Origin of the sequence: Prevotella sp. tf2-5, assembly GCF_900115435.1 — a bacterium.
GTDB lineage: Bacteria > Bacteroidota > Bacteroidia > Bacteroidales > Bacteroidaceae > Prevotella.
Genome location: NZ_FOWK01000005.1, coordinates 199,147 through 219,422, shown reverse-complemented (window position 1 = coordinate 219,422; position 20,276 = coordinate 199,147). Strand labels below are relative to the sequence as shown.

Annotated in this window: 14 protein-coding genes; 2 read left to right on the top strand and 12 right to left on the bottom strand. The window is 45.8% G+C overall.

Features of this window, described 5'->3' with window-relative positions; genetic code table 11:
- Positions 1-2 precede the first annotated feature (2 nt).
- The 3 genes from BM257_RS07405 to nrdD are packed head-to-tail and all read right to left on the bottom strand — an operon-like array spanning position 3 to position 3,128.
- Positions 3-536 (bottom strand): LOG family protein, encoded by a 534-nt coding sequence (locus tag BM257_RS07405; protein WP_092070453.1) that lies wholly within the window; start codon positions 534-536, stop codon positions 3-5.
- Positions 537-542: 6 nt separating this feature from the next.
- Complete coding sequence (nrdG, locus tag BM257_RS07400) at positions 543-1,010, bottom strand: anaerobic ribonucleoside-triphosphate reductase activating protein (protein WP_092070450.1); 468 nt, start codon at positions 1,008-1,010, stop codon at positions 543-545.
- A gap of 12 nt (positions 1,011-1,022) precedes the next feature.
- Complete coding sequence (gene nrdD / locus BM257_RS07395; RefSeq protein ID WP_092070447.1) at positions 1,023-3,128, bottom strand: anaerobic ribonucleoside-triphosphate reductase; 2,106 nt, start codon at positions 3,126-3,128, stop codon at positions 1,023-1,025.
- 244 nt (positions 3,129-3,372) lie between these two features.
- On the opposite strand from nrdD, the gene BM257_RS07390 reads away from it, so the two are divergent.
- The gene (locus BM257_RS07390) at positions 3,373-5,205 is read left to right on the top strand and encodes a DEAD/DEAH box helicase (protein ID WP_092070444.1); all 1,833 of its coding nucleotides are present in this window, start codon (positions 3,373-3,375) and stop codon (positions 5,203-5,205) included.
- Between the two features lie 40 nt (positions 5,206-5,245).
- On the opposite strand, the gene BM257_RS07385 is transcribed toward BM257_RS07390, so the two are convergent.
- The 5 genes from BM257_RS07385 to BM257_RS07365 all read right to left on the bottom strand — a co-directional run bounded on the left by BM257_RS07385 (position 5,246) and on the right by BM257_RS07365 (position 11,942).
- A complete protein-coding gene (locus BM257_RS07385) occupies positions 5,246-7,360 on the bottom strand; it encodes a S46 family peptidase (RefSeq protein ID WP_092070441.1) in 2,115 nt (704 codons plus the stop codon).
- Between the two features lie 32 nt (positions 7,361-7,392).
- Positions 7,393-8,832: a lipopolysaccharide biosynthesis protein gene (locus tag BM257_RS07380; protein WP_092070437.1), complete on the bottom strand. Its 1,440-nt coding sequence runs from the start codon at positions 8,830-8,832 to the stop codon at positions 7,393-7,395.
- A 37-nt stretch (positions 8,833-8,869) separates the two neighbouring features.
- Positions 8,870-10,102, bottom strand: a complete 1,233-nt coding sequence (locus BM257_RS07375) for a nucleoside recognition domain-containing protein (protein ID WP_092070434.1) — start codon at positions 10,100-10,102, stop codon at positions 8,870-8,872.
- 3 nt (positions 10,103-10,105) lie between these two features.
- Positions 10,106-10,354 (bottom strand): four helix bundle protein, encoded by a 249-nt coding sequence (locus tag BM257_RS07370; protein ID WP_092070432.1) that lies wholly within the window; start codon positions 10,352-10,354, stop codon positions 10,106-10,108.
- Positions 10,355-10,541: 187 nt separating this feature from the next.
- Positions 10,542-11,942: a hypothetical protein gene (locus tag BM257_RS07365; RefSeq protein ID WP_092070429.1), complete on the bottom strand. Its 1,401-nt coding sequence runs from the start codon at positions 11,940-11,942 to the stop codon at positions 10,542-10,544.
- A gap of 214 nt (positions 11,943-12,156) precedes the next feature.
- On the opposite strand from BM257_RS07365, the gene BM257_RS07360 reads away from it, so the two are divergent.
- A complete protein-coding gene (locus BM257_RS07360) occupies positions 12,157-13,446 on the top strand; it encodes an LruC domain-containing protein (RefSeq protein WP_092070426.1) in 1,290 nt (429 codons plus the stop codon).
- Positions 13,447-13,519: 73 nt separating this feature from the next.
- Here the strand turns inward: BM257_RS07360 and BM257_RS07355 are convergent, their stop codons facing one another.
- The 4 genes from BM257_RS07355 to BM257_RS07345 form a co-directional block, all read right to left on the bottom strand.
- On the bottom strand, positions 13,520-13,855 hold the full coding sequence (locus BM257_RS07355; protein WP_177216047.1) for a retropepsin-like aspartic protease: 336 nt from the start codon (positions 13,853-13,855) through the stop codon (positions 13,520-13,522).
- Positions 13,845-14,051 carry a hypothetical protein gene (locus tag BM257_RS14815; RefSeq protein WP_177216046.1) on the bottom strand — a complete coding sequence of 69 codons (207 nt, stop codon included), beginning with the start codon at positions 14,049-14,051 and terminating at the stop codon, positions 13,845-13,847. Before BM257_RS14815 ends, BM257_RS07355 begins: the two co-directional genes overlap by 11 nt.
- A gap of 554 nt (positions 14,052-14,605) precedes the next feature.
- A complete protein-coding gene (locus tag BM257_RS07350; RefSeq protein ID WP_092070420.1) occupies positions 14,606-16,957 on the bottom strand; it encodes a DUF4842 domain-containing protein in 2,352 nt (783 codons plus the stop codon).
- 246 nt (positions 16,958-17,203) lie between these two features.
- Positions 17,204-19,633, bottom strand: coding sequence for a DUF4842 domain-containing protein (locus tag BM257_RS07345; RefSeq protein ID WP_092070416.1), 2,430 nt, complete (start codon positions 19,631-19,633; stop codon positions 17,204-17,206).
- Positions 19,634-20,276 lie beyond the last annotated feature (643 nt).

Below are 20,276 nucleotides of genomic sequence, written 5' to 3'. Positions count from 1 at the left end.
GTTCAATTATTCAGTAGTTGATCAATTTCCTCTAGAGAATGAACAATCCGTATCCGGTCTTCCCATTTCTTTCTTGTGAAGCCACGGGTTTGCAGATCATCCAGGAGGGCAATTAGCGAATCCCAACATCCTTTCATATTGTAGAGTATCACTTTTTTGTCATGATATCCGATAGTTGCTGAGGCTACCACGGTGAAAATCTCATCCAGTGTGCCGATACCTCCTGGTAAAGCTATAAAAACATCCGCTTTATCCTCCATCAGTTGCTTGCGGTCGTTAAGGTTATCACAGAGTATCTCCACGTCCACAAAGTCACTGATACGTCCTGACTGTTCCACAACTCTGGGAATAATACCGATGGTTTGTCCGCCAGCCTCATGAGCTCCTTTTGCCACACACTCCATCAATCCTTGGTTGACCCCACCAAATATGATAGAGTGATGATGCTTTGCTGCCCAACGTCCCAACTCTTCTGTGAGTGTAAAGAAGTCTGGGTCTATGTCTTTGTTAGCGGAACAAAAGATACAAATTTTCATGATTGTTTATTTCTTCCAAAAGCGATTGGTGATATCCTCCCACTCTCCGTTCTCCGTCTGGCGATAAAGCCGTTGGTTGGTAGTAGGTTGTTTTAACGGTCCAAGATGTTTGATATATGGTCCTATCTTGATATAGTCAAAATCTGTCTTACAGATAGCCGAGGTGATACGGATACGACCACTGTACCATGCCACCTTGAACTCAGGATAGGTCTCATGGATATAGAGAGCCAGTTGGTTGACTCCTTTTGGATCACCGTCTCCCCCCATAAAGGCGATACAGGTGATGTCTGTACCATATTTCCTCACGAAGTCATCAATGGCATCCGTATCCAGGGGTAGCCCGATATCCTCCCAAAGATAATGGCTATGACAACCCGGACAGCGACACGGGCAATTAGAGATATTAATTGCCAGTGTCACTTCATCGGGTATCTCTTGGAATACGATGCCAGTGTTGACGTATTTTAGCATTTGACGATACTGTTATACCTCGCTCTTCGCATGTGCATAGAAGCGGCGTGCTGCCTCTTCCTGACGAGGCTGTGAGAAGTTGCTGACACGCTTCAGATAGCCAATGATACGTGTCATATAATCCACGTTCTTGGAATGACAGTGGGGACATTCCTTCAGATAGCGCTTGTCAATATGTCCACAGTCATTACATACCGTGTTGGGGATGTTGAACGTGAAGTAGTTACAACCCTCCTGAGCAGCCACCTTCAACAGATGTGCATATTGCTGTTTGCTGAGATGCTCCTCAAGATTCATGTGAAGAGCAGAGCCGCCAGTGAGGTGCTCGATATAAGGTGCGCCATGGAGCTTGAACTTATCGATGATGGTCAACGAGTCGTCCTCTACGACATAGAAATAACTGTTGTAGCAGTCACGTGGTACGAAATATCCATCCTCACGGTCCCACTTGGCGTGTTTCACACCCACATTCTCAGCAGGAATCATTTCACAGTTGAACATCACCTCCTTTGTGCGATATTGTTTGTTGTATTTCTCGATAAGTCCGAGAATGCCCTGTACGAAGTGCAGGTAGTCATCGTTAGGAGTGATCTTCAGTCCCATGAACTCAGCAGCCTCTACCAGTCCGTTGATACCAATGGTCAGGTATTGGCGGTTGATGTTGATATAGCCGGCATCGAAAAGGGGCAGCATGCCATGCTCCTGCAACTCCTTTAGGTTCTCGTTATAAGCCATCTGTACTTTATGGCAGAGATCAATGACGCCACCTAAGTACTCCAGGTAATCTATCTTGTGGTTGACAGCGTACTGGATACAACGGTTAAGGTTGATGGTGAGCACGCTCTTGGATCCCGTTGATACGCCACCTGCACCCAGTGTGTAGCTGAACCCGTTGTCTGTAATTTCATTACGCAGACGACAGCAGGAGCTCAGTGAGTCGGCATTATCACTCATATAGGTGAAGAAAGAATGTCCTTCAGCATACATCTCCGCTGTGAAATCGCCCCATTCCTTATCCAGACACTCACCGTTCTTGTCGGTTAACAGCGCCATGGTCTCTACAGGGAAGGTCAGCAGGGTCTTTGTACGCTCTTGGTTGAACCATTTCATAAAACGCTTCTGCAACCAGGACAATCCTTCCCAGTCAGGTTTAGAGCCATCGGGGAAGTAGAACTCACCGAAGATGCTCTCAAAGTAGTATTTGTCATAATAGGCAACGTTCCAGAATACTGCCTGATAGTTACGGGCACCAGTCGGTTGGTTCAAGGTATAGACAATCTGCTCGAAATAGTCGGTGATGACCTTGTCGAGTGTACGCTTTTTCAGGCTGAGGTCAGCTTGTTCGTTAGAACGCTTATAATAGTCTTGTCCATATTCCTTGCCTAAGAAATAGTTCATGTACATGAGGAACTCTGGGGTAGCACACGCTCCACTCAGCATACTGGATACCATGAACACCATATTTACGAAACCACCACAAAAGCTCTTCAGGTTGGTAGGAGCTGTGGAGTTACCACCAATGGAAATGGTACCTCCGATGAGCCATGGATACATCGTGATAGAGGCGCAGTAGTTGGCAAGACTCGTCTCGTCGTTCTTATATATAAAATGGTGTGTGAGCTTGTCAATATACTCGTCAGCGAGTTGCTTGCCATACATCTTCTTGATACGGTCAGTCAGCAGACGGCGGTTCAGACGGATGAAGTTGGATTTAGGTAACTCGCCAATCAAAGTTGCAATGTTCTTGTGCTCCACGTTAGCATTTGCGTCATACTTTGAACCAGTGGCGGCATTCACAGAATCGCAATATTCAGACAAGAACTGCAACTTGGCAAGTGTCTCACGATCCTCAGAGTGAGCCTGGCGATACAGCATGAAAGACTTTGCCACTTTATAGTAGCCCTCATGCATCAGAGCCTCTTCTACCTGATTCTGAATATCCTCGACAGTAATGTCGTTACGAATATCTAATCGACTGAGAATCTTAGAGATAGCTCCAAGGTCAGTGGGTTGTTCAACACTGTCGAATGCCTTCAGGATCGCATTCATGATCTTGTCTAATGAGAACTGGTCTTTAGAACCGTCTCGTTTTGTGATGGTAAAGTTTTTAATCTCCATTGTTATATGTATTATCAAGTTTTTAATTACTCTGTGTTCATGGAAAGTTTTCCTTTTTGGACAACTTTTTTAGTTTTTTGATTTGAAAAGTTTCCCGTTTTGGGGAACCGAATTCGGTTGCAAAGGTAATAAATTTCCCGAAAACAATAACTATAGAATATCTAAAAAAATATAAAAAAGAGAGACTTTTATATTTTCCCACTTTTTATTCGTACCTTTGTCCCCGATTTATAAAACATTAGATTTGAAGACATTTGAAGAATTAGGCGTCTGCGAAGAGATTCGCCACGCTATTGAGGAGATGGGTTTTGTACAGCCTATGCCTGTTCAGGAAGAAGTAATCCCTTATTTACTTGGTAACCAGAATGATGTAATCGCCCTTGCCCAGACGGGGACGGGTAAGACGGCAGCATTTGGTATTCCCGTATTACAACGTGTTGACACCTCCCGCAAGGAGACACAGGCACTCATTTTGAGTCCTACCCGTGAGCTTTGTCTGCAGATTGCGGACGACTTGCGTGATTTCTCTAAGTACATGGAGGGTATACATATAGAGGCGGTCTATGGTGGTGCCTCTATTGAGCAACAGATTCGCTCTTTACGCAAGGGTGTACAGATTATCGTGGCAACACCTGGTCGGTTGATAGACCTGATGAATCGTGGGGTTGCCAAATTAGAAGATGTGTATAATGTCGTACTCGACGAGGCTGACGAGATGTTGAATATGGGCTTCTCAGAGAGTATTGACGCTATCTTGGAGGGGGTACCCACAGAGCGTAACACCCTGCTTTTCTCCGCTACGATGAGTAAGGAGATAGAGCGTATCGCCAAAGGTTACCTCCATGACTACAAAGAGATCGTAGTGGGAAGCCGTAACGAGGGTGCTGAGCATGTGAACCATATTTATTATATGGTGAATGCGAAAGACAAGTATCTTGCATTGAAGCGACTAGTAGACTTCTACCCTCGTATTTTTGCGATTATCTTTTGTCGTACGAAGCTTGAGACACAGGAGGTGGCAGACAAACTGATTCGTGACGGATATAATGCGGAGGCCCTGCATGGAGACCTAAGTCAACAGCAGCGTGACCTTACCATGCAGAAGTTCCGTCAGCATACTGTACAGCTGCTGGTGGCTACCGATGTGGCAGCACGTGGCTTGGATGTTGATGACCTGACACATGTCATCAACTACGGACTGCCTGATGATATCGAGAACTATACCCATCGCTCGGGACGTACGGGGCGTGCTGGTAAGAAAGGAACCTCTCTTAGTATCGTGCATTCTCGTGAGAAACATAAGATCCGTAATATAGAGAAAGAGATTGGTAAGGCTTTCGAAGAGGGGAAGATACCCTCTGCCGAGGAGATCTGTAAGAAACAGCTCTATAAGGTGATGGACCAGATTGTCAAGGCGGATGTGGACGAGGAGCAGATTGCGCCTTTCATGCAGGACATCGACCGTTATTTCGAGTATATCGACAAGGAAGACCTCATCAAGAAGATCGTCTCTATGGAGTTCGGTCGTTTCCTCGCATATTATGCCGACGCACCAGAGATAGAGCCTGTAGGTGCTAAGAAAGAGCGTGGCGAGAAGCGGGAACGTGGTAAGCGTGGCGAGAAACGTGAGGGAGGTTCCCGCAAACCAGAAGCAGGTTACCGTCGTTTGTTTATCAACCTTGGTAAGAAAGACGGGTTCTATCCTGGTGAACTGATGCAGTTCCTCAATAAGAATGTGAAAGGTCATGTGGAGGTGGGACATATCGACTTGTTGACCACCATGTCCTATTTTGAGGTTCCTGAGGAGGATGCCCAGCGTGTGATGAAATTCGTGAATGGACAGAATTACAAGGGGCGTGATGTCCGTTGTAATGATGCGGATGAATCTAGAACATCTAGATCATCTAGAGACTCTAGAAAATCTAGAAGTACCAGTCCCAAAGAACCCAAGAAGACAACCTTCAGCAAGGACGAGTGGATGCAGTTCCTTAATCCGAAGGGGATGAAACTGAAAGGAAATGTTCCTGACTTCAGTGAGGAAGGATGGGCTATCCGCAAGCCAAGGAAGAAGAAATAAGAAAAGAAAGATGGGGTAACAAGTCGTTACCCCATTTTCTTTATTGAACCCCGATTTCTTTCAATAATCGGTCGGCATGTCCCCAGCGGTCCATCATATAGAGCATGAAACGCACGTCGACATTGATGGTACGTGCCAACTGACGGTCGAAGAAGATATCGCTTGCCAGTGAGTCCCAATTGCCGTCAAAAGCAAGACCCAGCAGTTCGCCCTTGCCGTTGAAGATAGGGGAACCGGAGTTACCACCAGTGATATCGTTGTTCGACAGGAAACACAGTTGCAGGGTACCCGTCAGCGGGTCGCTATACTTACCATAGTCCTTTGCCGACAACAGCTCGTGCATCACTGGTTCTGCGAAATACTCGAAGTTGTCATCAGCCTTCTGCATCTTCTCCCACAGGCTGCGTGCTGTTGTATAATAGCCGGAGGGACGACCTCCTAAGGTGTATTCCCCAATCTGTCCGTATGTCATGCGCATGGTGAAGTTAGCATCAGAATAGTTTGGCAGGTCCTGCTCCATACGTAGCTTGGCGGCACAGAGCCATTTCTCCTGTTCTGCGATATCGTAGCTCAGTTGTTTTCTGTCTGCCCCTATCTTGGCAAGCAATTCTGTGAGGTCGAGTCCATATTGCACACCCATGTCCTTTTGATAGCTCTTCTTGTTGACATAGATAGGTTTCCCGTTCTTCATCAGTTGTGATTTCTTATAGAGCGCGTTGACATAGGCTGTATAGTCCCCATGGAATTTCTTGTCAATAGTCTGATAGAAAGCAGGAAGATAATCAGCATTGGTCATCTGTGTGCGGTAGTTCTTCAACAAGGCGGCGAGCATCTCCTTGTCCGTTGCCTCGTCCCATTCCTCACTATTATCGTCGAACTGGATATACTGTTTCTTGGGTTGATCCTCAGGACCCTCCACCTTCATGCCCCAGTTGCTTTTCCATGCACGGGCACTTAACTGGTCTTGCGCAAGGAAGGTCTCCGTGAACAAGGTGCGGACACGAGTCAGTGCGAGCCGTTTCTGGTAGAGCTCTGCCATCTTGTCGAAGTCGAGCTGTCCTTTCAGATACCCTGTCTCCTCCTGCCACTGTCTCAGTCTCATCTCAAACTCCTGCTTCTGCTGGATGAGTCCGATGGAGTCGATACACTTGTTCATACCAATGGAGTTCTTCCAGTAGTTAGAGCTATTGGCATACTTAGAGTCATATTTGATACGTACAGCCTCGTCAGCACGCATATGGCGCAGCATGATCTCCTGTTTGACACCACGGACCTGTACGCGGGGAGCATTGATGGCATCATGACGCTCCTTGATACCATAGCTGCTGAGGTAGCGGCTGGTAGAGCCGGGATAACCCATGATCATCGCGAAGTCGCCAGGCTTATAACCGTCCATAGACACCTTTGCCCATGATTTGGGATGATAGGGAACATTGTCCTTGGAGTATTTGGCAGGACCGTTGGTCTTGGGGTCGGCATAGATACGGAACACACTATAGTCACAGGTCTGGCGGGGCCACATCCAGTTGTCTGTCTCACCACCGAACTTACCCATCGACTTAGGAACGGAGAATACCAGGCGGACATCCTCAAAGTCACGATAGGTCGTCAGATAGTATTTGTTGCCTTCATAGAAAGGTTTCACCTCCACACGGAGGGTAGAGTCCTGTTGACGGATACTCTTGCTCCATGCGTTCTCGACAGAGTCGACAAAGTCACTCACCTTCTCGACAGGCAGACTGCTCAGTCCGAGACTGTTGAGGGAGTCCGTCACATCTTTCTGCTCCACCATGAAACTCACAAAGAGGTCCTCGTTAGGAAGTTCCTCAGCGTATGACTTGGCGATGAAACCATTCAGCATGTAGTCGTGCTCGACAGTAGAATGGCTGCGGATACACTCAAAGCCACAGTGGTGGTTGGTGAATACCAGTCCGTCGGGTGATACCACGACACCCGAGCAGTAGCCTCCAAAGTTGATGACCGCGTTCTTCACGGCATTGTCACTCTGGTAAAGCTGATCCATAGGGAGCTGGAAACCATACTGCTTCATCTGTTCGAAGATGGCGTTAGGCAGATTGTAGAGCGTCCACATACCCTCATCGGCATGGGCTCCAAGGGAGCAAAGACACATCAGACTTAATAATAATTTCTTCATATCTTTAATTTTTAAATCTTAATTTTTAATCTTTAATTTTTAATCTTTAATCTCCTCAATATTCCGTCCAGTGGCAAGTCTCTCCAGATGATATAGGCGACGAAGATACCTATGAGGATGGTATTAGCAGTCAGCGACAAGGCGACATGCCATTCCGTGAGTTTCTGCATCATCTCATAGATGGCGAAGGCAAGCAGCAGGTAGATGGCGATCTCCTTCAGCGGATAGTTGATGGGATAGTATTTCTGTCCTACAAAATAGGAGATAATCATAGCGACACCATAGCCGGCGAAGCCACCCCATGCACAGGCGATAAACCCGTATTGGGGTACGAAGATGATATTGACCAATAAGAGTACGGAGCAGCCGATACCGGAGAAGACAGCACCCCAGATGGTCTTGTCGATGACCTTATACCAGAACGACAGGTTGAAATAGATGCCCATCATGATCTCTGCAGCCATCACGATAGGTACCACACGCAGACCCGTCCAGTAGTCGGCACCGATAATGTATTTCAGGATATCCATATAACCCACCACCACCAGGAAGGCAAGGAGGGTGAAGATGATGAAATATTTCATCGCCTGCGCATACATCTCATGTTGTCCCTTGTCCTTGACTCCTGCAAAGACGATGGGCTCATAGGCAAAGCGGAACGCCTGTGTGATCATCGCCATAATCATCGCGATCTTCGAACAAGCTCCATAGATACCCAGCTGTGTCTGCATGTCCTCACCTTTATATATATATGGGAACAGCATCTTGTCGGCTGTCTGGTTCAGGATACCGGCGACACCCAGCACGAGGATGGGCCATGAGTAGTTGAGCATCGTGCGCAGCAACTGTGTATCGAGCTTCCAACGGAAACCAGCATACTCTGTGATCAGACAAGCGGCAAGCATTACCGTACAGACCAGGTTGATATAGAACGCATAACCCACGTCCTTGCCGTCGAGCCATGCGAAATAGATGACGTTCAAGAGGATGCTGACGATGATATTCAACAGTTTCAGTGCCGCAAACTTCAGTGCTTTCTTCTGCTGGCGCAGGTGAGCGAAGGGGATACAGAGGAAAGCGTCAATCGCCACCGTCACTGCCATCACACCAACATATTCCGGATGCTTGCCATAACCCATCACCTGACTGATGGGTGAGAGGAACAGCAATACCACTATGGCAAACAACAGAGAGACGGTACCCACACTGATGAGGGTAGTGGAATAGACGGTATTGGAGTCGGTGTGTGTCTTGTTGGTGAAACGGAAATAGGTGGTCTCCATACCGAAGGTCAGCAGCACCAGCACCAATGCCACATAGGCATAGATGTTCGTGATGACACCATAGCCGCCACTTGCTGCCGACAACTGTGCCGTATACAGGGGGACGAGCAGGTAGTTCAGGAAGCGCCCGATGATGCTCGAGAGCCCGTAGATGGCTGTGTCCTTAAAGATCGCTGTGAGTTTTCCCATAATTTTTTTATTATTGTTCCTATAGTCCCTATAGTTCCTATCCAAAGAATAAATAACAAATCGCTATCGCCGCAATGACACCTGCCAGGTCGGCTATCAAGCCGCAGGCTACGGCATGGCGGGTCTTGGCGATACCCACAGAGCCGAAGTATACGGCGAGGATATAGAAGGTGGTGTCTGTGGAGCCTTGGAACACACACGACAGGCGACCAACGAACGAGTCGGCGCCATAGGTTGTCATGGCATCCACCATCATACCTCTCGCACCAGAGCCGCTGAGGGGTTTCATCAGTGCTGTGGGCATCGCGTCCACCCACTGGGCGTTGGCACCTGTCAGTTCCACACACCAGCGCATGCCACCTATCAGCATATCCATAGCACCAGAGGCACGGAACACTCCGATGCCCACGAGGATAGCCACGAGGTAGGGGATGATGCGGATTGCCGTGTTGAACCCGTCTTTCGCTCCTTCGATGAAGGCATCGTATACATTCACCTTCTTCCGCACACCTGCTGCGATGAAACTCACGATGATGGTCATCAACAGGATATTCGCCACAGTAGTACTTACCTTGTTCATCGTCTCGCTGTCCATCTGCGAGAAGCCCCAGATGATACCAGCCACCGCGGCACAGGCGCCACCCAGTGTCAACAGCATGGTGCGGTTGAGGAGGTTGATACGCTGGAAGAGGGAAGTGACGATGATACCCACCAGTGTCGAGAAGAAGGTGGCGAGCAGGATGGGCATGAAGATGTCCGTAGGCTGCTGCGCTCCCATCTGTACACGGTATACCATGATAGAGACGGGGATGAGGGTCAGTCCACTGGTGTTCAGCACGAGGAACATGATCATCGGGTTCCATGCTGTGTCTTTCTTAGGGTTCAGCTCCTGCATCTGTTCCATCGCCTTCAGTCCGAGGGGTGTCGCTGCATTGTCGAGTCCTAGCATGTTGGCGGCGATATTCATGAAGATAGAGCCCGTCACCGGGTGACCCTTGGGGATGTCTGGGAAGAGCTTGGAGAAAACGGGTGCCAGGAGACGAGCCAGGAAATTGACAACACCTCCTTTCTCACCGACTTTCATCACACCTAACCATAGCGCCAGCACACCGGTCAGTCCTAACGAGATCTCAAACGCTGTCTTTGAGGATGAGAACGTGGAGTCCATCATCGCGGGGAACACTTCCATGTCTCCCCAGAATATCAGCTTCACCACTGCTATCACGAAGGCAAGCAGGAAGAAAGCGACCCATATATAATTCAGTACCATAGTCTATTGTTTTTTCCGATTGATAAACTTGATGTAGCCATGCAGCATAGCCAGCGTCTCGGCATCGCTATATCCTTCCACGATATTCTGCTTACCCGAACGGGCTGCCTGTTGCATTTGGTCAACGGTGCGATCATGTCCTCGATCGAGGAATCGCTCAACGAAATAGCAAGTAATATCGAAGACGCAGATAGTCTTCTGATAGACTTTCAGCGTCTTATAACTGTCGATTTTCCTTTCGTCGTCTTGCATTCTGCAAAGGTACAAATAAGTGAGTGAAAATGCAAATTTATTTGCAATTTTTCGAACGTAAGTACCTTCGACGAAGCCAAAGATACTACTGAGTTAATTGACAATAATAAGGCAAAAAAAGGAGTGCCTGCATCACGCAGGCACTCCTTCAAAAAGATTGTTTATGATTGTATTTGATGGGTTCGGATTAATTCTTATATTTCCAAACACTAATGTTTGAAGTATAAAGGTCACCTTCGTTGGTAACAGTCTTATACCAATCCTTAGGATTGTCGGTGCGAACATATTTCTGGAACTCAGTATAGCTACCGGTGATAATCTTGCGCTCCTTCATCCACTTAGTGCCATAAGCAACAGCCATCTTCTGGGTAGCCTCACCTGTTATTGCCTCCAACTCAATTGTTCTATTAACCTTTACAGGAATGTTGATAGCATTTGTAGCGTCAGTCTTCACACGGAAGATAACAGGAGCCAGACCATCTACACCACCATTAGCGTTGGTGTTAATCATCGTACCAGTAGACTTGCCAAACAACTCATGAACTTCCTTGCCGGCAACAGTCAGGTCCTTGGTACCACCAGCTGCCCAAAGTGTTATAAGAGCATATTTATCTGAACCTTCCCATACAAAGCGTACATCGAATACTGCATCGTTGAAGTCCCAGTCGCTGACGTCAACCTTTTCAAGACTGCTGTCAATCAAGTCCTCAGCGAAGACACGATCTGCATCTTTATAGAGTCCTGGGGTAATACGTACAATCCAATCGCTGTAATAACCGTCGGCGGTAATGGCCTGATTCAGGTTTGCACCTGCTTCAGTCTTTAACTTACCCTCAAAGTCAAGTCCTACAAACCACATACCGGCAACACTTTCATCAATCCAATCACCAGGAATGATAACAAATTTGTCATTTCGCTGCTGGCTACTAGCTGAATTATAATAACCGAAGCACTCTGTTGAGGCATTTACTTTAAAGTTGATATTGTCTTCACCCCTTACTACACGGTTGTTGAGATCTTCGTTCTCATAAGCCGCAGGTCTGTAACCATAGCAGATGTTGGGCTTATTAGAACCATAGCCATTGTTGAAGTTGTTGATATGCTCGGAGTTGGTACCACATGTCAACTTATCCATTTGGTTTGAGCCAGTATACAAGTTACCGTCTTCTGCCTCATATTTCTCTGGGCAATCTGCTGTTGGATGATCACCACCTTTATAAACCTGCTGAACGAAGAAGTCACTCCAGTTAACAGCAACACCTTCAACATAGCGATGTGTCTGGAACCAATCTCTTACAACTTCTTTTTGAGCGTCTGTCAGGGGCTCTGGTACTTCTACATATTTACCCCATTCTGTACCGTTATCATCACTGCCACGCACTCCACCTATCAGTTTGCCGTCAGCGTCAAACTGCAGAGGAGTCTGATCATTGAATCCCCAGTTTACATTGGGATTAACTTGTCCACCTACAAGAGCCTCAAAAGCCTTCTCGTACTTCTGATCCTGAGTCTGTGGAGCTACTTCCTTGTCGCTAACGCAACTAGCGAGTCCGAGGGCTACAAAACCCATCAAAAATAACTTTTTCATCTTCCTAAATTTTTAATGATTATAAATATAATTATTTTGTTCACTGTTAGAGAATACGTTGCAAAAATACATTATTTATTTAGAAAAGGATGTAGTTGTAGTGTTAAATAATATTAAATCGTGCAGAATCGTTTGCATAAAACCATATTTTGTCTGTGAAATAGTTCGAAGTTCCATCCTTTTTTGTAATTTTACACCCCAAAAGCATAAAGGCATGAAAAAGAACATAACCTACACCTTATTAATTATAGCAGCATTCACTACTGCTTTGAGTGGTTGCATACGTGACAAGTTTAAATATTATGGCTATGAGGACCAGTTGGAGGGTACCTTCCCTGTGGACCAGATCGACGGCTCGCATACTTGGTTGCTCACCAGTGTGACAAACACCTTTATCAAGGGTAATGTCAACGACGCCCATAAGTTGCTGATCCTCTCCGGCAACCCCTTCGACGAGTCGGACGTAGAGATACTGGCAGAGTCGTTCACCTCCTCTACCATCAGTAAGAACATGACGTATCTGGCTCCTTCCCATATCTCATCCGTCTATGTCGCCGTCCTTGACAGGTATGGCAACTACATCTCTCTGACGAAGGGTAAGATAGGAGGTGAGATAGATCTTGTCAACACCCTTCCTTCGGGTACCCCGAAGGCGGTCGTCCCACAGAAGTTGGTGTATGGTTTCGAGGCTAACTACCCCAACCCCGGCGACTGGGATTATAACGACCTGGTGCTGAGTCTGACGAAGGAGCTTACTGGTGAGACGACGGTTGATGTGCATGTCACGCTCCACGCAGTGGGCTGGATAGGCACTTCTTCTACACCTGCCCAGATAGGTGCTGCCATCCGTTGGGTCGGAAGTCGGTATGCGCTGGTGAAAGACCAGGTGGAGCGTAACCCGAAATCCACCTTTATGAACGCTCCTGAGCAGCCACGAAAGTACTTCCCCGGGGAGTGGACAGACTTCCAGAGGTCGCTCAACGATGAGTTTGTCATCAACCTCTTCGACGATGCCCATCTCGCCATCTACAAACTGGGAGAGGACGGCTCCGTCTATCGCCGCTATTTCAATACGGTGGTCGATCCCAGCAGCACCAGTGCCAAGCAGCCCGCAAAGACCGTCACCTATACCTTCACCTTTGACAGTGAGTTCGAGGCTCGTAACTTCACCCTTGCGGAACTTGACCCCTTCATCATGGTGCAATATGGTACCGATGGCGACCACTTCTGGGAGATACATAGCTTTACCTATAAGTTGGAGGAGGTACTCTACAAATACTACAATGGTGCCGCCCAGAGTTATAATAACGGATTCAGCTGGGCTGTCGTCGTTCCTTACTCCCAATACCGCTATCCTGTCGAGGAGGAGGCTATAGGTATGTATAAGAACACGATTATCTCTGGTGCTTACCAGGAGCGGGAGCATTCCTTCGGCGAGTGGATCCTCGACCGTACGAAAGCGCGTGACTGGTATCTCTATCCTGCTGACGGAGGTGTGTATTAAGGATTTACGACTTCAATTAAATAGCGGTTGACTGAAGTCAACCGCTAGTCTTTTATATGATAAGCAAAATAGTTTATACCAACCACTCGTCATCCAGCAATTGAAATTGAAATCTTTGCCAATGATGACCATGCGGATCATCATAATGAGTCGAGGAAAAATCACCCAGGGACAGAACATCCATACCAAGCAGGGCTTGCTCATTATCACTATTCATCACATAAATCGGAAGATCTATCATCTCTTGGTCTTCTGACAAATGTAAACGACACATGCATACCTTGCTTAAGGCAGGATCGCCGTTTGCGAGTTCCACCCAGTCTTCAGTAAATGGAATTAATCCGAGCTTTTCCAGAGTAGTAGATGAAATGACAGTAGCAAAAGAACCTGTGTCCACTTTAGCATCCACTATACACTTCGTCCCAGTTGATGGGTTCTCCAGCACCAATGGTGCGTGAATTTGAGCGCATGGTGCGGGTAATAGTACGTCCATGATTAGTTGATTTTTTCTTTCCGCAATTGACGACAACAGGCTTTGGAATCGCTGGATTCCGCTCACCAACTCGATTAATCGAGGGAACTTGTTTGAACTTCCTTGTTTCCATAATTGTGGTAGTTAGATAATATTTCTGTTGCAAAGTTACGAATAAGTGAGTAAAGAACAAAATAAATTCATTTATTTTTTCTCCAATTTTTCTCACATATAACGGATTCAGCTGGGCTGTCTCGGTCCTTACTCCCAATTTTATCCTGCTGACGGAGGTGTGTATTAAGGATTACTCCCTACATGTATTTTTAAAAACCCTTGTTACCGTTGCCGCCTTGCAAAACTGTTTGATTGACAGGCGATTACAGGTGACAAGGGCGAAAAATCGTTGCCGCTAGTTGCCGCTAAAGACAATAACAGGCGGCACCTTCGAGTTTGTTCCACCCCATGGAACACTTTATTCCATGCCATGGAACACTTTGTTCCACCCTATGGAACACTTGTTCCCCTTTATCCCGATTTCACATCCTAAGCATTGGAACACGTTATTCCAGGTATTGGAATACGGTAACTCCTCCCTATTGATTCATTAAATAAGATAAGAAGTGGGGTACCTATTCGCATAGATACCCCACTCTCCAAGTAAATTATTTAAGTATTTGATGTACTCAATTAATTGTTGGTGGCAGCCGATGTATTAGTCATCGTCAAACCAGTATTAGGATTGTTGTACCAGCCATTCATGGCAGGAGTACGATCTGCGGCAGGAGTAGCTGCCCAAGCGTCGAATGAGTTCACTGGATAATCAACGCCATCGATAGTAACCTTATCTGCGTTTGATGTGCCAGGATAAGCCTCTGTAACGATGATACGCTCCAGCGGCCATCTCCAGTCAACAGGAATCATCACAGCATGTGGATACGGATCTGTGTTAGGATAAGAGTAATTCTTGCCAGTACTTGTAACCTCAATAGTTACAGGCAGCTGGGTGAAGTCAATATTTCCATCTTCGTCAGCAAGTCCTGTAGGAGTAGTAATCTCGCTAGAGACAGGAGTTGCTGTCTGAGCCTTACCATTACCTGTATTCACCATCACACCTGGATTAACACCCAGTGCTTCGTGAATCTCCTGTTCGTTGAAGAGATAAGTGTTGCCAATCTTCACCTTGATATTATAGGTAGCACCAGCGGCAACCAGCGTAGCTACGAGCTTGGTCTTGTCGTACTCAACCTCACCAGTCTCAGCATTGGTGCTCTTCACTTTGTAGCTGACCTTCAGCACGACATCGTTCATATCGTAGTCAGTACCAACAGTCTGGTCCTCGAAAGCGTAGGTGTAAACCTTCAGCTCCTCGTAGATAGGTGTGGGAGGAACGATATCGATACCAGGAGAGCACTCGGACTCTGTCTTCACATCATTAACCTGACCTTTAGCAACTAATACGGCATTGCCATTACCAATTTGTTCGCCAGGAGTATTTGTGTGCCACTGTCCCCATTCTTGATCTCTTTCTTCTGTTGCATACATGAAAGTACCATTAAGGAGATTGATTAACTTCTCATATGGAGTAAAAGTATAAACATTATTATCTACCTCTGGTGTATCAACACTGATACGGACATTGTTTTGGATAGCTCCAAGCGTAACTTTATCAACACCATAATTACTATTCGTACCACCAGTATGATTAACGTAAGTCATTTTACCAAACTGAATATAAGCATAATCGCTGCTTGTAGGTCCAACAATGTCAACTCCATTTAAAGAAACATTTCCAGAAATAGCAATCAGAGAATTCCCTTTAGCCCAGATGTAAGCAACATCACTTGTTCCGTCCTGAGAGCTAGACATGTCCAAGTTGCTAGCCTTGATGTAAGCACCAGCTCCCTGCTGGATATTGCGACAAGCCTGTGTACCATCGCATTCCCACCAGCAGTTGTTGTGGATACGGGTATTTGCTGTGCTAGAACCCTTGGGAGCCTCACCGATGTGAACTTTACCAGCATTTTCATAGATGCTCAGACCAGCACCACCCAGCATGTAGTCTGCCTCTATGATACCAGCATTGTAAAGTGTACCACCATTGTTATTGATAGTAGTAACATCAATTGTACCACCATTGTAGTTGTAAGAACCTGTTCCGTTAGCGAACTCTAACCTGTCACCCTTTACTTCACCACCAGGATATACATAGAAACTACCTACAGTACCTGCTTCGTTGTTTGCATTGGTAACAAGCTTTTGTCCGTTTGCAATATTCACTTTTCCCTTAGGACCAACGATGAATACGCAACCACCATTTACACGCTGCTCGGCATTAATGTTCAGTGTACCCTGTACATAAACAGAAATACCACTACCAGACTGAATAAGAGGAATATTCTTACTCCAAGTCGTTCCCTCAGGAATCAGATAGTGATGAACCGTGTTAGCAGGATCTGTTGTGTTATTCTCATCGTTGATTGCTACTGCATCATCAATATAAGTAGAGAGATTAGGCATAGTGCGAACATTAACTACAAAATCATCAGCAGCACTCCTGTTTGCAGCTCTCATAGAGCGAGCACCAGCAGCGGCCTCACCACCAAAGGTGGTCTCAATCTTACCATCAACAACTGCGGCAGGCTTTACATAAGAATAGCCTTTCTCATCCTTGATAGCTACAAAAACAGATTTTGTGGCATCAGGACATGTGAAACTGGTGCTGGCTGTACCACCACTAACAGTTTCTGCCTTACCTAATACAACAGCAGTGTTGTTAATAAATGGGTTGTTCTCGTAGATGCTGACAGTGTACTTTGCACCATAGTCACCATTTACTGTTACATTAGCCTCTACCTGTGAAGCCATGTCCCAAGTCTGTCCATCGGGAATCGAGATACCGAGCTGCATCTCAGCATTCTCCTTAGAACGATCATCAATCTCTTTTTGGCTTGTGCCGTCCACATCCTTAACACAGCTGCTGAAGCCAGCAACGAGTGCCAATGCGGCAAAGCCTCTCATCAAATACTTCTTGTTCATCATTAGTGTAATTATTAATTATTAAACATGTTTATTGTTATTCTTATCAGCTTAATGTGTGTGTCTGTTCACGCAAACATCAATTATATAAGTCAATAGTTGATTGCAAAGATAGATAGAAATTTGGTAAATGCAAAGATTTTGTCGACAAACTTTAAAATTTTAACATTTATAAAAGAATAAGCAGTCACGAAAATCGCGACTGCTTACTGATATGGTTAATCCAGGGATTGAGTCTGATGAACCCAATTAATTGTTGGTCATGGTCTTGCCTGGAGCAGCAGCTGTCTCATACCACTTGATGTCACCAAGCACTGTCGCACGCTGTGCAGCAGGAGTAGCAGCCCATGCGGAGAACGAGTTGATGAGGAACTCAGCACCACTCTCTGTCGTGATGGTCGCTGTACCGTTGCCAGGATAAGCCTCTGTGATGATGGTACGCTCAGTAGGCCAAGCCCAGTCTGTAGGAACCATGATGGCATGTGGATACTCATCCGTGTTAGGATAGGCGTAAGTGGTATTCGTGCTCAGCACCTCGATAGACACAGGCAGCTGAGTAAAGTCACCTGTAAAGCCTGCAGGAATATTTATCTCCTCAGAGATAGGAGCTACTGGTGTAGACCTGCCGGTATTCACCATCACACCTCTATCCACACCCAGTGCGTCGTGAATCTCTTGACCACCGAAGAGATAGGTGTTGCCAATCTTCACCTTGATATTATAGGTAGCACCAGCGGCAACGAGCTTCACGACAAGTGTGTTGGTGTCGTAAATCACCTTACCTGCGTTCTCACCGGTTCCTTCTTCCTTCACTTTGTAGCTGACCTTCAGCACGACATCGTTCATGTCATAGTCTGTATTAGCGGTCTGATCCTCGAAAGCATAGGTGTAAACGACGGGATCACCAAATATCTCACCATCGTCACCACCGGGATTGTTACCCTTGCCAGTACAATCGCCATCAGGGATGATCAGGGCAGAGCTGTCCTCGCTAGTCCAGTGGGTTATAGGTGCTGCGCAAAAATAGAGTCCAAAAGGAGTGCATCCACCCAGGATATGATAAGCGGCGCCCCATCTGTTGGTAAGATCCTCTTTCGTTACGTTCCCATCAGAATCATATAAATAGAACTCTTCGGTATTCTCCATATCAAAGTACACATTGTTAAGTGCGTTGATATCGTTAGCATAACTTACATAGAAACTTCCAGTCTTAACAATAGCGAAGGAATTTTCTTCTGTCGGACCAGTATAGATCACTTGATTGCATTTGATAGACCCAGCGTCTATCATGCTATAATTATACATGATGCAATTATTTCTTGAGGGTGCACACATATACAACTGCCCATCACAATCTAAGCGGCTGTGGTCCAATAGTGTCAAAGGACCTACACCAGCGTCCTCCGTGTAATGGAGATAGCAGCCATTTACAATTAAAGAGTTGAAAGCATCGTCTTCCGCATCGTTGTTGGTCCGAGCTGTAATATGACCAAAGTTGGTATAGAAACCACCACAAGTGTTGCGGAGCTTGTCGACGGTAATGGTACCTTTGTTATAGAAATCACAACCATTGATGTTAAACTCACCGTTAAACGCTATGGTACCAGCATTATAGCATGGTGCACCAACATTACTGTTGTTAAGAATCGATTCATCTGTAATGACATTTAGACCACTATAATCTTCGCTATTAACGTTAAATGTAGGAGTAACGCCACTAGCAGCCTCAACAGATCCGCCTGCCATCACAATGAGACGTGCTGTCCTGCTCATATTGGTATCACCATCAAGGATAATCTTACCACCATCAGCCACAACAATTGTTGGACCATATAGTGTGTTACCATTCAGGTGAAGGGTACCCTCGACATAGATGACACTATTATTGACAATGGTAGTATGTCCGATTATATGGAACACCTCTGTAACCTCTGTGTTGGCAGCCACGCGATAGTGCCTACCATCAACGTTTCCTCCTGGGAAATGGTCACCGTTCTCATCGGTCAATGTACGATTCCCATCTTTTGTATCATTCAGGATAATAGCATCGGTGAGAGCAGTATATGACTTCATCCCGTCGATGGAGATCTCCTCAAGATTAGCTGGATCTAAATTCCACCCATCCCAGCGGTTACGTCCATTGATGGGGTTCAGATAATAATCTAATGTTTCCACATACTCAGGATACTTACTGGCATCCTCTGCGGCACGCATAGAACGACTGCCTGCGGCACCACCGCCAATGTTAGCATTGATCTGTCCGTTCTCTACATGTGCTGTATGAACGACACTGCGATTCTTGCTGTCGTAAACGGTAATGTAAACCATTGACTGGTTGGAGGGAATGGTCAGTGAGGTGTTAAGTGTTCCTCCCTCATGAACTTCCTTGAGGGTGTAATACTTCGCATTCTTGTTATACAAGGGGTTCTTGTCATAGATACCCACCGTATAAGACTGATCCAAACCTAAGTTAACTGCGATATTCGTAGTCACCTGAGACGCCATGTCCCAAGTCTGACCGTTAGGAATACTCAAACCGAGCTGAAGCTCAGCATTCTCTTTCGACTTCGTGTTGATCTCGCCCTGACTCATTGCAGTCACGTCCTTCGTACAACTGCTAATGGAGGCAACAAGTGCTAATGCGGCGAAGCCTTTTATCAAAAACTTTTTATTCATCATCTTTGTGTTGTTAAATAATAAAAAAGGGTTATGGTATCCTTATAAACATATAAGCCTAGAGTGCGCTTGTTTGCGCAAACACCGAAGGTGTTAACTGTCTATTTGCAAAGATAATCATTAATTTGGTAAAAACAAAGATTTTACCGATAAACTTGCGGCTTTTAACATTTATAAAGAAGTAAGCAGTCACGAAAATCGCAACTGCTTACTGGTGTGGACCAGGTAGGGCTTGAACCTACGACCTCCAGATTATGAGACCAATATAATGATATTCCGTGATAGTCTATAATTTGTAACTATACTGATATCCAATGAGTTACATTTTTATGATTTTCACTGAAACTCACAAAATACCCCTAACTGAAATAGTTTGTTTACGCATTGTTTACGCAGAATTTGGGGCATAATAGATGGTTAAAAGCAACAGACTACAATCTGGAGGTTTCAAATGACCGAATGAATTTGTCCCAAATCACCGAACAAAACTCTGCCAAATGACCAAACAAAAGAAAGCCAAATTACCAAATGGTATATTAGTCTTGCCACAATAGATAGTACTATATCTTGGCATAATCTCAATATTTTGCATAGATTGCGCCAAAATATAGCATTATTATTTGGCATAATCTAATATTTTTATTAA

Coding starts and splice junctions, on each gene's coding strand:
- BM257_RS07360 (WP_092070426.1), top strand. CDS start 12,157: ATGAAAAAGAACATAACCTACACCTTATTAATTATAGCAGCATTCACT.
- BM257_RS07385 (WP_092070441.1), bottom strand. CDS start 7,360: ATGAAGAAATTATTATTAAGTCTGATGTGTCTTTGCTCCCTTGGAGCC.
- BM257_RS07405 (WP_092070453.1), bottom strand. CDS start 536: ATGAAAATTTGTATCTTTTGTTCCGCTAACAAAGACATAGACCCAGAC.
- nrdG (WP_092070450.1), bottom strand. CDS start 1,010: ATGCTAAAATACGTCAACACTGGCATCGTATTCCAAGAGATACCCGAT.
- BM257_RS14815 (WP_177216046.1), bottom strand. CDS start 14,051: ATGGAAACAAGGAAGTTCAAACAAGTTCCCTCGATTAATCGAGTTGGT.
- BM257_RS07380 (WP_092070437.1), bottom strand. CDS start 8,832: ATGGGAAAACTCACAGCGATCTTTAAGGACACAGCCATCTACGGGCTC.
- BM257_RS07365 (WP_092070429.1), bottom strand. CDS start 11,942: ATGAAAAAGTTATTTTTGATGGGTTTTGTAGCCCTCGGACTCGCTAGT.
- nrdD (WP_092070447.1), bottom strand. CDS start 3,128: ATGGAGATTAAAAACTTTACCATCACAAAACGAGACGGTTCTAAAGAC.
- BM257_RS07370 (WP_092070432.1), bottom strand. CDS start 10,354: ATGCAAGACGACGAAAGGAAAATCGACAGTTATAAGACGCTGAAAGTC.
- BM257_RS07375 (WP_092070434.1), bottom strand. CDS start 10,102: ATGGTACTGAATTATATATGGGTCGCTTTCTTCCTGCTTGCCTTCGTG.
- BM257_RS07345 (WP_092070416.1), bottom strand. CDS start 19,633: ATGATGAATAAAAAGTTTTTGATAAAAGGCTTCGCCGCATTAGCACTT.
- BM257_RS07350 (WP_092070420.1), bottom strand. CDS start 16,957: ATGATGAACAAGAAGTATTTGATGAGAGGCTTTGCCGCATTGGCACTC.